General features: G+C 58.5%; 13 protein-coding genes and 2 pseudogenes. 8 read left to right on the top strand and 7 right to left on the bottom strand.

The annotated features are described in order from the left end of the window. Positions 1-130: 130 nt before the first annotated feature. A pseudogene (locus D3Y57_RS12930) lies at positions 131-563 on the top strand (IS91 family transposase); the annotation flags it as partial. A gap of 238 nt (positions 564-801) precedes the next feature. Here D3Y57_RS12930 and D3Y57_RS12935 read toward each other — a convergent pair. From D3Y57_RS12935 to D3Y57_RS12955, 5 genes and pseudogenes are all read right to left on the bottom strand, one after another. Further along, complete coding sequence (locus D3Y57_RS12935) at positions 802-1,287, bottom strand: GtrA family protein (protein WP_205590055.1); 486 nt, start codon at positions 1,285-1,287, stop codon at positions 802-804. Continuing rightward, positions 1,260-2,021, bottom strand: a complete 762-nt coding sequence (locus D3Y57_RS12940; protein ID WP_121153321.1) for an SDR family NAD(P)-dependent oxidoreductase — start codon at positions 2,019-2,021, stop codon at positions 1,260-1,262. The genes D3Y57_RS12935 and D3Y57_RS12940 overlap by 28 nt, the downstream gene beginning before the upstream one ends. A 12-nt stretch (positions 2,022-2,033) precedes the next feature. Continuing rightward, the gene (locus D3Y57_RS12945; protein ID WP_162987106.1) at positions 2,034-3,386 is read right to left on the bottom strand and encodes an FAD-binding oxidoreductase; all 1,353 of its coding nucleotides are present in this window, start codon (positions 3,384-3,386) and stop codon (positions 2,034-2,036) included. A 225-nt stretch (positions 3,387-3,611) separates the two neighbouring features. Further along, complete coding sequence (locus D3Y57_RS12950; protein WP_121153323.1) at positions 3,612-5,285, bottom strand: ArnT family glycosyltransferase; 1,674 nt, start codon at positions 5,283-5,285, stop codon at positions 3,612-3,614. Between the two features lie 217 nt (positions 5,286-5,502). Next, a pseudogene (locus tag D3Y57_RS12955) lies at positions 5,503-6,434 on the bottom strand (IS5 family transposase). Between the two features lie 509 nt (positions 6,435-6,943). Here D3Y57_RS12955 and D3Y57_RS12960 point away from each other — a divergent pair. The 6 genes from D3Y57_RS12960 to D3Y57_RS12980 all read left to right on the top strand — a co-directional run bounded on the left by D3Y57_RS12960 (position 6,944) and on the right by D3Y57_RS12980 (position 11,443). After that, entirely contained in the window at positions 6,944-7,816 is an 873-nt protein-coding gene (locus D3Y57_RS12960; protein WP_162987107.1) for a tyrosine-type recombinase/integrase, read from the top strand. Beyond that, positions 7,783-8,112: a DUF6118 family protein gene (locus tag D3Y57_RS12965; protein ID WP_121153325.1), complete on the top strand. Its 330-nt coding sequence runs from the start codon at positions 7,783-7,785 to the stop codon at positions 8,110-8,112. Before D3Y57_RS12960 ends, D3Y57_RS12965 begins: the two co-directional genes overlap by 34 nt. Before the next feature lie 132 nt (positions 8,113-8,244). Beyond that, the gene (locus tag D3Y57_RS20210; RefSeq protein WP_162987108.1) at positions 8,245-8,436 is read left to right on the top strand and encodes a hypothetical protein; all 192 of its coding nucleotides are present in this window, start codon (positions 8,245-8,247) and stop codon (positions 8,434-8,436) included. Positions 8,437-8,526: 90 nt separating this feature from the next. Next, complete coding sequence (locus D3Y57_RS12970; protein WP_121153326.1) at positions 8,527-9,291, top strand: phage exclusion protein Lit family protein; 765 nt, start codon at positions 8,527-8,529, stop codon at positions 9,289-9,291. A gap of 818 nt (positions 9,292-10,109) precedes the next feature. Then, positions 10,110-10,538, top strand: a complete 429-nt coding sequence (locus D3Y57_RS12975; protein WP_121153327.1) for a DUF6538 domain-containing protein — start codon at positions 10,110-10,112, stop codon at positions 10,536-10,538. Between the two features lie 230 nt (positions 10,539-10,768). Then, positions 10,769-11,443, top strand: a complete 675-nt coding sequence (locus D3Y57_RS12980) for a hypothetical protein (RefSeq protein ID WP_239025831.1) — start codon at positions 10,769-10,771, stop codon at positions 11,441-11,443. A 502-nt stretch (positions 11,444-11,945) separates the two neighbouring features. On the opposite strand, the gene D3Y57_RS12990 is transcribed toward D3Y57_RS12980, so the two are convergent. Together D3Y57_RS12990 and D3Y57_RS12995 are read right to left on the bottom strand one after the other, a co-directional pair. Beyond that, positions 11,946-12,473, bottom strand: a complete 528-nt coding sequence (locus tag D3Y57_RS12990; RefSeq protein WP_121153330.1) for a hypothetical protein — start codon at positions 12,471-12,473, stop codon at positions 11,946-11,948. Between the two features lie 306 nt (positions 12,474-12,779). Then, positions 12,780-13,343 carry a DedA family protein gene (locus tag D3Y57_RS12995; protein WP_162987110.1) on the bottom strand — a complete coding sequence of 188 codons (564 nt, stop codon included), beginning with the start codon at positions 13,341-13,343 and terminating at the stop codon, positions 12,780-12,782. 91 nt (positions 13,344-13,434) lie between these two features. Here D3Y57_RS12995 and D3Y57_RS13000 point away from each other — a divergent pair, with 91 nt between their 5' ends. Next, complete coding sequence (locus D3Y57_RS13000; protein ID WP_121153332.1) at positions 13,435-13,860, top strand: OsmC family protein; 426 nt, start codon at positions 13,435-13,437, stop codon at positions 13,858-13,860. The last annotated feature ends 4 nt before the right edge of the window (positions 13,861-13,864 follow it).

The following is a 13,864-nucleotide window of genomic DNA, read 5'->3' on the forward strand; positions in this document are numbered from 1 at the left end:
GAGGTCGCACACTTGGCTGGAACCGACGTCGCGGAAACCATCTTCCAGCGTTCATTCGAGCGCGAAAAAAGGCCGGACATATGGAAGCAAGCGATCTGATCAAATCAATGCCCAGACCTTGTAAGTGGGGGTCGTCCACATATGGGGATCGGCACTGACCCCCCACCCCCCACGTGCACATGATCGTGCCGGGCGGTGGCATTGCTCCGGATGGCACGCGCTGGATATCCTCGCGTCCCGCCTTCCTCCTGCCGGTGCGCGTGCTGGGCAAGCTGTTCCGCCGTCTGTTCCTTACCCGATTGCTGGCGCTCTACGGCGCGGACAAGTTACGTTTTTACGGCAGCATGGCGCATTGGTCCGATCGTCGCGCCTTCTTGCGTCACATTGCGCCGGTCAGAAAAAAGCCATGGGTTGTCTATGCCAAGCCGCCCTTCGCTGGCCCCAAAGCGGTGCTGGCGTACCTGTCGCGCTATACCCACCGGGTCGCCATCTCGAGCCGACGCCTGATCGCCTTCGACGAGGCCGGCGTCACCTTTCGCTTCAAGGATTACCGCCGCGACGGGCCTGAATGTCAAAGGGCTTTGTTGCGCAATTGGGTTTGGTGGATTCCCCGACGAATCGAGAGCTTTAGGGGGCGACTATGCCCATGGGCGAGCCCAAAGGGCCTCAGGCCGGCGGTGGGACTTTCCACCTCGAACGTTGGCACAAGCGCACGCAGCGGATGCAGGCGTGGAACGCCGATGTCATCTCGCTAACGGTACAAGGCTTCATGTTCGGTCGCACACGGCGAGCAGGTCTCCTTCAGCGCCTTCGCCTCTGATCACGCGATTGGGCGAACGAAAATCGCTGATGCAGCAGATAGCTTGTTACGACGGGGCTTATCACGCCGATCGCATGGCCCACGGTTTCGTCGTGCCAAACAAAGCCGGCGGCCGGGAAGACGCACCGCACGAGGCCGACGCTGACTATCCAGACCTGGCCGAAGGAGATCGCATTCACCATCGTGAAACGCAAAAACTGCGTCGATACCGACCGCTCCGAAAGGTCGAAAACGAGAAACCGCATGAGGACGAAAGCCATGGTCATTCCGACCAAATAGGACAGGGCAACCGCTGCCTCGAAGGTCATGGCAAAACTCAACAGCCAGCGTGCGCCGATGTTGGCGCCGGCCGCGATCCCCCCCACGGCTATAAAGCGCGCGAAGCGCCGGGGCTCAAAGCGGACATGCGGGCTCATGCGCAGTTCGACCCGAACGGGATTTAAAAGGACGTGCGGTGGAATACCCAACGGGGTAATCCGCGCACCGCCACCATGATGGGCTGCCAGAACCAAGGCGTGTAAAGCACCGGGCGACCTGAAGCGATCGCCTCGAAAATATCCTTGGCGACCCGATCCGGGGTCGCCCAAAGCACGCCCCTCCGGTCCAAATGTGCGGTCAGTTTCGTCACGACGAAGCCGGGCCGGATATCCACGACGCTTACACCGGCAGCATGCAAACTGTGGCGCAGCCCTTCCAGAAAACGGTGCAGCCCACCTTTCGCGGCACCATAGATGTAGTTGCTTTTGCGCCCGCGATCGCCTGCGACCGACGTAATTGCCGCAATCGTCCCGCTTCCTTGCGCTTTGCAGCGGCGAGCGATTTCACCCAGCAGAAGGGCCGGGCTGACGAAGTTCACGATCAGGGCGGCTTCGGCCGCAGCCGGATTCTGCTCGGCCGCCGGCTGATCCGGCTGTATCGCGTAGGCGATAAGGGCAACGTCGATCCCGTCAAATCGCTCCCATGCCGCCTGCACGACGCCGGGCAGGGCCGCCACCTGGCCAAAATCCGCCTTTTGCACGGCAATCCGTGCGGCGCCGCGCTCAGCCAAGTCCGCCGCCAGCGCCGACAGAGCTGCGTCGTCACGTCCGACGAGCACCAACAGGTCGCCGGCTTGGGCGCAAAGCCTGGCGACGGCCATCGCGATATCGGAGGCAGCGCCGAAGATCGCGACGGTTCGACCGGAGGAGGGAGAGGAGACCATGGCGGCAGCTTCCTATCTTGTTGCTGATGTCAAAGCGAGCCGCTGAGCCAACGCCGATGAAAAACCGGGATCGATGTGCTCGATGAACGTGCCGACCTGAGGATAGCCCTGACGCAATGATGCCGCCGACATCGCTGCATCCTTAGCCGGGTATATTCGGCCGCCGGCCTGCATCACGACATGTTCCAATTGTGCCAAGAACCGGCGTGTCGGGGGGCCGCGATTGGGAATATCGAGCGCGAGGGAGGTCCCCCTCATCGGAAAGGACATCAGGCCGGGAGATGGAACGTCGCCAAATGTCTTGAGCCCGGTGATAAATGAGCCCTGGACCGAACGAGCGGTCAAGCGGAGTAGATCGGCGACAGCGTCACGCGCGGCAGGGGGCGGGACCACACACTGGAACTGAAAGAAGCCCTTTGGCCCATACACCCGGTTCCAGTCGGCAATGGCATCGAGCGGGAAGAACACGTTTTCATAGCTGCCGGTGTTGCTGGACCGGCTTCGAAAACTGGACTTGCGCCAATAAGCGGCGTTGAACGCCCACACGGTGAACGGACGGATCAGCGAAATCGGTGGCATCGGTGGAAGGGCGATGCGCGGCTGAAGCGCAGGTGGCCACGCCGCGCAGCCTGGAATGCGACGGGCACGAGAGAAGATGCCCCGGCCAAGGCTGCGCCCTTTCGCGAAGCTGTCGATCCAGGCGGCAGTGTAATCCCAATACGCGTCCGACTCGGCAGCGAGGGAAAAAAACTCGTCGAGATTGTTGAAGCGGATATCCTCCGCTTCGACAGCCAAGCCCTGAACCCGCTGCAGCTGGATCGTCGCGTTCAGGATAAACCCAGTCAGGCCGATGCCCCCGATCGTGGCCGCGAAGAGGTCGGCATTTTCGTTCTGGGAGCAGATCCAACGTGTCCCGTCGCTGCGCGCCAGTTCAAGCGCCGACACATGGCGGCCGAATGTGCCGAGCCGGTGTTGATTCTTGCCATGCACATCGTTGGCGATTGCGCCGCCGACAGTTGCGAAACGCGTCCCGGGTACTACCGGCAGAAACCAGCCGCCGTTGTCGGCTTCCGGCTGGCAGAGGATTGCCAGGATATCGGCGAGCCGCACCCCCGCCTCGCACGTCAGAACGCCCGTCTGCCCGTCGAAGCTAATAATACGGTCTAGCCCCCGGCAATCGATCAGCCTGCCGCCCGGATTTAGCGGCGCATCGCCGTAGGATCGCCCGCACCCGTAAGCCAGAACCGACGGCGAGCGTGCTACAATCTCAGCCGCGAGCGCCTGCGACGTCGGATTGGAGACCAGATGGCGCGCTCGCACTGTCCTTCCCCAAGAAAGATAGTCGTCCCTCCAAAGTTCGCTCACAAAGAATCCATCTTGAGTAGAAAAAGCAAAATTTGCTGAAAATTCTCGGAGCTTCATGCCCGGATACTTTGGACGCATCCCAGTCTAAAGAACTCTTCGGATGATTCAATCTGCAATAATTTGTCCAGCCACGCTCGAACGTCGGTTTTTCGTAGCCAGGCGAATATGCGAGCCGTAGGGCTGCCAGCGGACATTCCTAGGAGGACCGGTTTTCACAATCGAAGATCAAGGACGCCGGTCCCGATAGAGCACAGAAATCGCGCCGAATGTCGCTAATAAATGGAAATTATGGCGAATATAATCGTCCAACAGCACGACGCCGCTGCTTTGTGCGCTGGCATTCGGCTCGCTGATATTGTCCCACTGCGATTCCAGCACGACATAATTTGGATGGTTGCGTTTGAGTTCGTCAATCATCTCTCGCTGTATTTCCACAGAATTTTGTAAACCCGGATCAAATTGATGCCACTTCGTCGCAGATCGGAGGTCCGCGAGGAAGTATAGCGCGATGTCATTGATGAGGATCTTGTCGTGCCGGCCAAGGCCCACATAAAGATACTCTCCGGGCACGGTGTGTGCCTGCAGAAATTCAAGCGTGCGCAGATGGTCTTGGTCTATCGAAAAGCATCCGAAGCGCTGGACTCCGGTTAAGGAGCTGCATGATATCCGGAGGGATTGTGACGGCAAGCCAGGAATTGACCGCGCTGCGTCCACTACGATGGTGCGGAACCTATGGCTTGCTTCCACTACGTTGCTCGCGAATAAACTTAGCGTGATACATATGGTCAAAACGAGGGCTGCGAGCGATCCTGCGCGAAGAATCCCCCGCTGCGCCTCCAGTCTAGCGGAAGCGACGCCCGTGAGCACAAGAGCGGTGATGATCGCCATCGACATTTGAATGGCGCCGACACGGACGAAACCCTTCGCGAAATAAAGTAGGGTTAAGGCGATGAGTACGATCTGCACCCCTAGGCCCGCACCTGCCGCCGATCCTTCATCGTGGTTCTGCCGATTGCGATGGCCGAATGCCAGCGTGGCAGAGGCGGTCGTAGCAAGAAGCAGGGGGAGGTAAACAACGCCGGCAAAGGGATCGTGGGCGACCTGTCGCAATCCAGGGAAGGGCAACGATCGCGTGGTGTAATAATATTTCGATGGATAGGTGACGATATCTAACACCAGATCGCCCATGGCTCCGTGAAGGATGAATGCAACGATCAGCGGCACGGCGACGGATGCGAACCCCGCTGAGAACAGCCCGACGCAACGTACGATGTTGCGCACCCGTTGGCGGGCTGACGCCGGCTGAATAGCGGCATGCAAGCCCAGTAAGGCGGCCATGACCGCTGCGGTGAAGATGCCGATGTCGTATCGGAATAAAAAGCCCACGCCGATACAGGCACCAGCGGCAAGCAAAGACCACACCGGTCGTCGGGCGTTCAATACTGGTAGCAGGCATAGCAGACCAGTGAGAACTGCGGCGAGGGCGGGAAAGACAGGGTAGCCGTAGAATCCAAAGAATTCAAACCAGACCATGCAGGCGGCGGCGGTCCAGAGGCCCGACCGTATCGATCGAGTGGACCGTGCGACGATAAGGAAGATGATCGCGACCGACAGGGATCTTGTGAAGCCATCCCAGAGCCGTTCGACCAGGACCGATGGGGAGAACAGCTTGAAAAGCGCGGCAAGAGTATAAAACTGGCCGGGTCCGTAATTCGAATAGAAATCGCGGTGTATGAGGTCTCCATCCATGACCCGGCGCGCGCCGAAGAGGATATTGCCCTCGTCATACAGGCCGATTGCCGCGCTCATAGAAATTTCTTGATAGGTAAGGCTTGCCAAAAAACATCCAGAAAATAAGATGATTTGTACGCACAGGCGTTGGCCCGCAGATTTTGTCATGCTCTTCCTTCAATAACGCCTGGTGCATCTGTGCGAAGTGGTCGTCCCTTGGTGCCCGCCCGTAATCATGCTATCTTCCGATAGAACTTTTTCAAGCATGAGGCGGATCGAGGCGAGAAGACGAAATCCTAGCAGTTAGACGTTGTCAGCGGTAGAGTCCGGAGCGGCTTTGTTGCACAACTTTGAATGGGCGTGATGCAGCCTTTATTTCAGATTACTACGCGATCCGAACGGTATTGGGCGTGCCGCTTTGCGAGAAGCGGTTGAGGATTGCAGCACGGACTTTGAGCTCGGTTATCTGACGATCGAAGGTTCGTGCCATGACGCGCTGACCAAGCAGCTTGAAGCAGGGCATTTTCGTTCGACAAGACTGCGTCGATGATAACCGCTCCATTCCTTTCAGATGGTGCGTCCCTACCTTTTGATCGCACGCAGCGTTTCATTACGGGCAGCCGCGCGGGGTCCATCCTCCTTCCATGGTCGTCCGTTGCGGCGGACCAGAATGACCGCATGAGCACCGCGCGCAGCTATTGCGGCATGGCACTTTTGGGTGTCGTACGCGCCGTCCCCACCGACACGGCTGATTTGTTTATCGTCCGCAATCTGCGCCAACAGATCAGGGAGGACAGGCGCATCGCCAATCGCGTTGCTGGTGACTTCAATGGCCCGGATATCAAGCGTCTCTGCGTCGATCCCGATGTGCACCTTGCGCCACTGGCGACGATAAGAGGCGCCATGCTTGCGTGTCTTCCATTCCCCTTCACCCATCATCTTGATGCCGGTGCTGTCGACCAGAAGATGTAGACCGCCCGAACTGGGGCGACCGCCAAGCGCCGCCGGCAGCGTCGTCTGACGCCGACACAACGTTGTATAATCCGGCACTTGGCCAGTCCAAATCAGCCAGCTTGAGCAAACTCACTACCAATCCCGTCGCCTGCCGCAGCGGCAGGTTGAACAGCGCCTTCAGCGTCAGGCAGCGCTCGATCGCGCTGCCCGAGAAACGAACAGGGCGTCCCGGACGACCCATGGCGCAGATAACCACAGCATATCCGGATCAAACCAAACATCCAGAGAACCACGCTGCTTCAGTGCCACGTTATACGCAGCCCAGTTCGTCGTGCGATACTTCGGTAAGGCGGGCTTGGGCATAGCCGCCCCCTAAAGCTCTCAATTCGCCAGGGGAATCCCCAAACCCAATTGCGCAACAAAGCCTACGGTTTGGCCGACAGCCAGTCGGCTTTCGGTCAGTCATATCTGTTCCGAGCCGTCATTTTCGAACAACTAGAATGACCGGTGTTTGATTGGAAGCCGCCATTCGAGGGCGCATAGCGGGTGACCGAAATGTCCCCAACCTCGGCCTTTTACTGGCCTGCCGGTAGGCCAGTAAAAGGCATAAGGACACATCTGGGGGCACTGAAGGGGGCATCGGTCGATTTAATGCGAAATTAGATTAAGTTTTTCAATTAACTAATCCTTTAATAGGATAGCAGCCCTGTCCACCATTAAACGATTTCGGGACGTCCCAAAACGTCCTGAAACCCTTGATTTTCTGCCGCTTTTCGGCAATAAATGATCTCACGAATTTCCTTGAAACGCCACCCAATACCCCCACTCTGGGGTATTGGGTGGGGGTATCGGGCCAGAATTTGGGGGTATCGGTGCTTACTGATGCAATCGTCCGAAATGCCAAGCGTCGCGACAAGCCGTACAAGCTGTTCGATGGGGGTGGGCTTCATCTTCTGGTGGCGCCCTCGGGTCATCGTTCATGGCGCCTGAAATATCGAATGGCCGGCAGGGAGCATGTCCTTGTCTTTGGGGCCTATCCCGACATTACCCTCGCCACGGCGCGGACATTGCGCGAAAATGCACGTGAGCAGCTTCGCAATCATCAGCATCCTGGCGTCGAAGCCAAAAAGCAGAAGGCTCGCGCCATGGCGTCCTACGATGCCACCTTCGAGCGCTGTGCGCGCAGTTGGTTTGCGCTCCAAATCGGTCGCTGGACAGGACAGCACGCAAGAAACGTCATCGAGAGTTTGGAGACCGACATCTTCCCGATGCTCGGCAAGATACCGATTACCGAAATCGATGAACCAATGGTTCTTGAAGCACTTCGCGCCATCGAACGGCGTGGCGCCATAGAAACTGCTCACCGGATTCGCCAGCGGATGTCCGCTGTGTTCGTGCACGGCATCGCCGAGGGCATCGGCACACGCGATCCCGCAGCTGTCATCACAAAGGCGTTGCGACGCGTGCCCAAGGCCAAACCCCGGCCAGCGTTGCTTACGATCGAGGCACTGCAGGATATGATGGCCAAGACGGAAGATCGCGCGGGTGCGCCACTGACGAAGCTCGCTTCACGGTTTACCGGGCTGACGGCGCAACGACCAAGTATGATCCGCGGGGCCGCTTGGTACGAAATAGAGGATGTCGATTGGGATGCGCCTGATGGCGCAGCCGCGCGCACGACCGCGACACCATCAACACCGCTGCAAGCAGCATGGGCGAGGCGGTCCGCCGCATCGATGCCATGATCGCGCGAAACCGGACAGTCGCCGAGCAGGAGAAGGAGCTGAATCACAATCGCGTTGCCTTTCTGGTCGCCGGGATGGTGTTCTTTGCGATCGTGCCAGGTGCAATCGCGCGCTCGCTCCCCGTGAGCTGGGCCGTTCCCGAGCGGATCGCTGCCCGTATGCTGGGGCTCACGATGTGGCATGCAGGTGAAGACATGATGGGCAAGTATGATCCTGACGCCTGGAATGCGATCGCGAAACGTGAACAGGAACGGGCGGCAACGCTCTCCGCGAACAAGCAAGCGGACAAACAGTAGGGCAGCTACGCGCCCCTTTGTCGTCGCTCAAGGTCGCCAGTGCCGTTTCCGGCACCTGCCATTTGAACAACTGATCGGACGGCTCGGGCTGGAACTAAGCGGACGCATCCGGCGGCGAGCTCGAGGGGCAGCTTGCGCCGTGAGCAGACATTGGTAGCGTCTAGCCTTGCCGAGGGCCTCGCCGCGTGCCGGATCGTCTATCGAGGGTCGCTCGCGACGGTGGATTCCGGCAGTGCCGCGAAATATCTGGCGAGCCGCATTGCGCGCCTGCGTAAAAAGAAAGAAGCAGGGCTGGTCTTTCTGCTAATGCGTAAAGATGACTGATGCCGAGACACTCACCAGCGCTTTCGCAGCACTGCTACGCGAGAGCCCTTTTCGGATTGCGCTTGAGCGGCAGGATGAACTTTCCAGGTTATGGATGGGGTCGCCTGGACTTTCGATACAGCACCGGGCCATGCCAATTTCACGGCTCGGGTCGGCGAAAAGAGTATCGGGGCGGCCCATTCCGCGCTCCTGAGCCTATGGGCGGTTGCCGCGTCCGTGCGCGTGCTGATGGTCCTCATGAACACAGCGGCGGATCTTGAGCTCGACGAAGTGACTATCAGTCCTGGCGGCGCGGGATCGGAGGTGGTCGAGTTCAAGCATGCCGCCATCGCGTTGATCCAGGATCCGCTCGCGAGCTGGCCTAGGGAACTGTCCGCGCCTGACCCGGACGCCGAAGCGAATAGCGAGGATGGTCTCGCGAACAATCTGTTCCTTGGCGCTGCTAGCTTTGTCATCCTCCACGAATGTGCGCACATCGCATTGAAGCACCGCCACGATTCAAATACGAGGCGTGACGACGAGCTTGAGGCCGACGATTGGGCGGTCCGCTGGATCCTTGATCGCGCTCAGGATCATCTGGAGCGTGAATTCCGGATCCTCGCGATCTGCATCGGATTTCTCTGGATCGGCTTGATCAACGAAGTCCGGGGCACAGGCTCAACCCACCCGCCGGCGGCACGCCGCCTTGAAAAAAGCTTTGAGAAGTTTGACGATGCCCCGGATGACAGCATCGCCTTGGAGGTGAGCTCCTATGCGCTGAAAGCTTTTTTCGATCCGTCCACGGCCTTGCCCCGACCCGCCCACGGGCGGGAGGCATTCATCGACCAGCTGATCGCCTATACACGTTTGACGTAGTGCGCAGCAGTCGATCCGCCTCGACACGATATTCATCAACGGGGGGTGGCAGCTTGGACACCGAGAACGACGGCGGCACGCTCCATCTTGTGCTCTAGGTCCTTCAGGAAATCGTATGAAAGAACTGCGCCGTCGGGCTGATCTCGCACGTGCCTCTCGCGCAGCAGGCAGTGCCAAACGGATTCCCGATCGGAAGACCGTGGACTGCAGGCGCGTGGAACGAAGGGGGGCATGAACACTGACGCGGGCGCTTGCGTCCGGCGGCTTCTGTCCGATTTAGACGTTCGCATACACCTGATGAACGGCAATAGCTGGGCGACTGCGGCCACGCGATCAAATCCCGATAAGGTCAGGTTACCGCTATATAGCACTGCAGACCCGATGTTCCGGCATCGACCAACTGCTGGTACAAAATCGGGGATGCCATAACCATCCAGAAGTGCATCCTGTACAAAAAACAATGAGGCTGTCAGTTGATTCGGCGGAGCCGTTTTGCTACTGTTTGGCACGTCTTGAAGGTGTTTTGGTACTCGAACCATACCCGGAAAAGTGCCGATGGGCCACAAAACGGGCCACGCCGAAAACCGCCGTAAGATGTTGTTTTAAATATCAAAATCTTGCTAAAAGTTATCGAGTCCTCTTCTGGGCACCAAGAGACCACAACTCCCTGAAATCACAGGTAAATCGTCCACTGGACGATCGCAAAAGCGTCTTTGTTACACAGACCTGCTACACAATCCGGCTCCATCATCACCGCTAATCTCCGGGAATGCCTCGGGAAACGGTTCGGTGGGCTGCTATGGGATTTGCCGAAAGGCATGCTTCTTCGAGGCCGCCAGTTCTATTACCGACATACGATTCCTATTGAGGTTCGACGACTGACAGCGCGTGCGGAGATCTGGCGGTCGCTGCGAACAGACAGTTTGAAATCGGCCCTTCGATGGCTTCCTATCGTCGCGTCGCGGATCGAAGCTGAAACCGAATCGGCTCGATCCGAAGCTGGCCTGACTGTCGATCATACGTTTTCCAACCGTCGCCTGACGATCTGCAAACTTGATGACACATTCGACGGTCTGTCGAGTATGCGGGCGAACGCCAATCGATTGCCGAAATCGCGCACCAGTTTGGATTTACAATCAGCGGGCAATTCTCACGCGCATTTCGCGCGCGCTTCGCTGTTGCACCGCGCGACGCTCGGTTTGAGTTCGATCGACAATCCGACCGGATGTTTGGCGACCATGGTTTGAGGGGACATTTTGCAGAGTTGGTGCCGCAGCCTGAGGTCTAATGCAGACGCAAAGGTTTGAATTGTTCGTCTGCTTCTGAAATTGATCGTCCTGACAAATGTACGATTGCTATGGGTGTAAAGCTGCCGGATGTTCGCGGCTCGAGCGTGGCTCATCGGGTCGCTAGCCTTGTCCTTCGCCTGTCCCAAAATTGCTTGACCGCCCCAGTCCCAAGTGGTGGAACGCGTGTTGTGAGCGAAGATCATTCCAGTCCCAACAGCACGGCACAGTCTACAGCTGATGGAAGGGTGGAAGAACGCGCTGCGGAATCAGCGGCAATTCGGCGGCGGTGGATCACCCTAGGAGAAGTGCTGGCAGTCATAGCCGTGGCCATTTCCGCGCTGACATTGTGGACCAACTGGAGCGAACGAAGCGACAGCAAAGCTGTACAGAACGCGGATGCGCAGCGCGCCTCGGCTCATGCCACCACGCTGGTGCTGATGGTAGCCAACACCGGGAAACAAACGCTCGCTTTGAAGCCGGCCTCGGCCGAACAAACGGTGCAAAGTCAAAAAATCCTTTTTCCATCCTCGCTTGGTACGGTGCCTGCGGAAACCGCAGGCGAGCCGCGGCTCGAGGCTGTATGGTTCGAGCACGCCCTCGAAAAAGCGCGCAAGGTGGCCCATCTCCCTGACAATAGTCGCGGCGATGAGCGGCTGCCGGTCGTCGTCGTTACTCGCTTTCTGGTGAATGGGGAGCCGCATGAAGATATCGCATTATACGACATCGGCTACACGATCTCGGGCCGGTTCCTCAGCGGTCACAGCGTGGCACTGCGCGGCCTCTCGCTAGTCTCTAAAGTAAAGAGCGGTGACGCCCAGGCAAAGCTTGATGCGCGCTGGCGGGAAATGTTTCCGTCGAAGTGATCTCAAACCATTCGTCCATTATTGATGGTATGGAACTTTCCCTCCTCGTGGGTGACGGAGTGGTGTAATCCGAGCATTCGGGCACGGGCTCATCTGGTCGGTATAAACCAGCATCAGGATCGAAACTGAACCGGCGGATGAAATTGCATTTTGCGTCGAGTTGCCTACGCAATTCCGGCCACCATTGCTCCATCGCTGCCGCCATTCAACGTGCAGCCGAATGGACGTCCGCTTTTGGGAGCCGCTCCGATCGCACAAAACGACTGCTTGTCGGCGCATTGTTGCGGAAGAGCGATGCCAGCAAACGACCGGTTCTAGGAACGATGCAATCGACTTCGAAGGTCTGCGAGTGATCGATATATGCCATTACAGTCCATCGGTCGCCGAACGGCCGGTCTTGAGCAGCATCAATAACGATCTGGATGACGTGGTGCGCGGTACTCCTGTTCAGATTCATCTCATAGTATTGATCTCGACGATTTGAGATTGTTGTTGTGACCGGTCAGTGGTGATTGCCTCCACGTCCATGACCACCACCGCCATGACCACCACCGCCATGACCACCACCGCCATGACCACCGCCGCCATGACCACCGCCGCCATGACCACCGCCGCCATGACCACCGCCTGCATGGCTGCCGCCTCTATAACCCCCGCCCGCATGGCCGCCACCACCACGATAGCCGCCACCATAACCATTCCGGCCATGACCGCCACGCGCCCAGCCATGCCAACCCTCCCGGCCGCCCCAGCCATAGCCGCGCCTGCCCGAGTAACCGCACCAATAGTAGCCCGGGCCGTTCCAGCCGAAGTCATACCAGCAATAGTTACGCTGGCCCCAGAAGAACTGCGCTTGTTGAAACAGCGGCTGACCATTCGGCGTGTATACGCCGGAACTGAGCTTGGCGGGTGCCAACCCGATGTCACCGGTTATCCATTCCTGTGCCGGACTGGCCGACGCACTGCTGGTAATGACGGAGAGGCTTGCAGCAGCCACCGCCGCGCCGATCACGAGGGAAAGAATACGCATGGCGTCGTTCCTAGGGCAGCGTAAATTCGCCGCTGACAATAGAACACAGGACAACTCGTTCCGTTCCCTGGTGGAGCAGGTGACGTTCGCCCGATCAAGCGGTGACGCCCGCAGTGGCTCCCTGTGCCGTGGAAGAACGCACGCGCCCGCGCAGTCCGATGAGTGGCCGAAGCCAGCCGATCTCGTCTCTGCCGGCGTGGCGTTATATCATCGATCCGATGGTGCTGACGCCGCGCGAAGTACTGAAGTAACTATGACTTAGTTTCAATAGTTTACTAGGATGACAGCCCTGTTTCCACCATTGTTTCAAGATCCGCGGAGCGACCGGCGGCGCAGTGCGGCGCGCGTGCAAAGGATGGATATCAGAGCAAAAGCCATCACGACGAAAATGATCGTTGCTGTAGAATGAGGAAGATAACGTTCGAGGGTGGTCCCGAACATATAACCGATGGTGACGAAGATCGGCCCCCAAATCGCCGACGCGACAATGGTTAACGGAACGAAGCGCCATGCGGATACCTGCGAGGATCCGATGGCTACGGGGGCGATGGCGCGCAGGCCGTAAGCAAAGCGGAACAACAGGATGAACATCGTGGGACGTCGCTCGATAAGGTCGATCGCGTCGGCAAAGGCAGGGCGTCGACTGAGGCGGGCCACCCATCGGTCGTCGCGAAAGTAGCGTGCCAGGAAAAACCAGAACTGATCGACTGTGCATGATCCCAGGCTGGCAGCGATCATGACCTGCCAAAGTGGAAGCGCCGCGCGATGAGCAAGAATGCCGCCTGCCAGGGCGAACGGTTCGCCCTCAATGCCCGATCCCGCAAAGACGGCGAACAGACCATAATGGGCGAGAAGATCGTTGACGGTCACTGATGGATCAACGCCGGTTTGCCGAAGTGGTGCCCTTGCTGCTGCTATTCCCCACCCTACATCCGGGGCTTACCATCAAGGAGGACTCTCGATGACAACCCGCACTGCCACCGCGCGCTACGAAGGTTTTGGCAAGACCGGCAAGGGACAGCTGGATTCGCAGTCGGGCGTGCTGGCCGCGACTCCCTATAGTTTCAACACGCGGTTCGGTGACGAAAAGGGTACCAATCCCGAGGAGTTGATCGCTGCGGCCCATGCTGGCTGTTTCACGATGGCGCTGTCGTTCGCGCTGGCAGGTGCCGGGTTTACGGAGGGAACGCTGGAGACGACGGCGTCGGTTAAGCTCGATCAGGACGGCGCGGGTTTCAAGATTTCGCGGTCCGACCTCGATCTGAAAGCCAATATCCCCGGTATCGATATCGAACAGTTCGCGGCACTCGCAGCGGATGCTAAGGCGAATTGTCCGGTTTCGAAACTGCTGAATGCTGAAGTCTCGCTGACGCATCATCTTGCCTGATTAG

Source organism: Sphingomonas paeninsulae (assembly GCF_003660165.1).
Classification (GTDB): domain Bacteria; phylum Pseudomonadota; class Alphaproteobacteria; order Sphingomonadales; family Sphingomonadaceae; genus Sphingomonas_O; species Sphingomonas_O paeninsulae.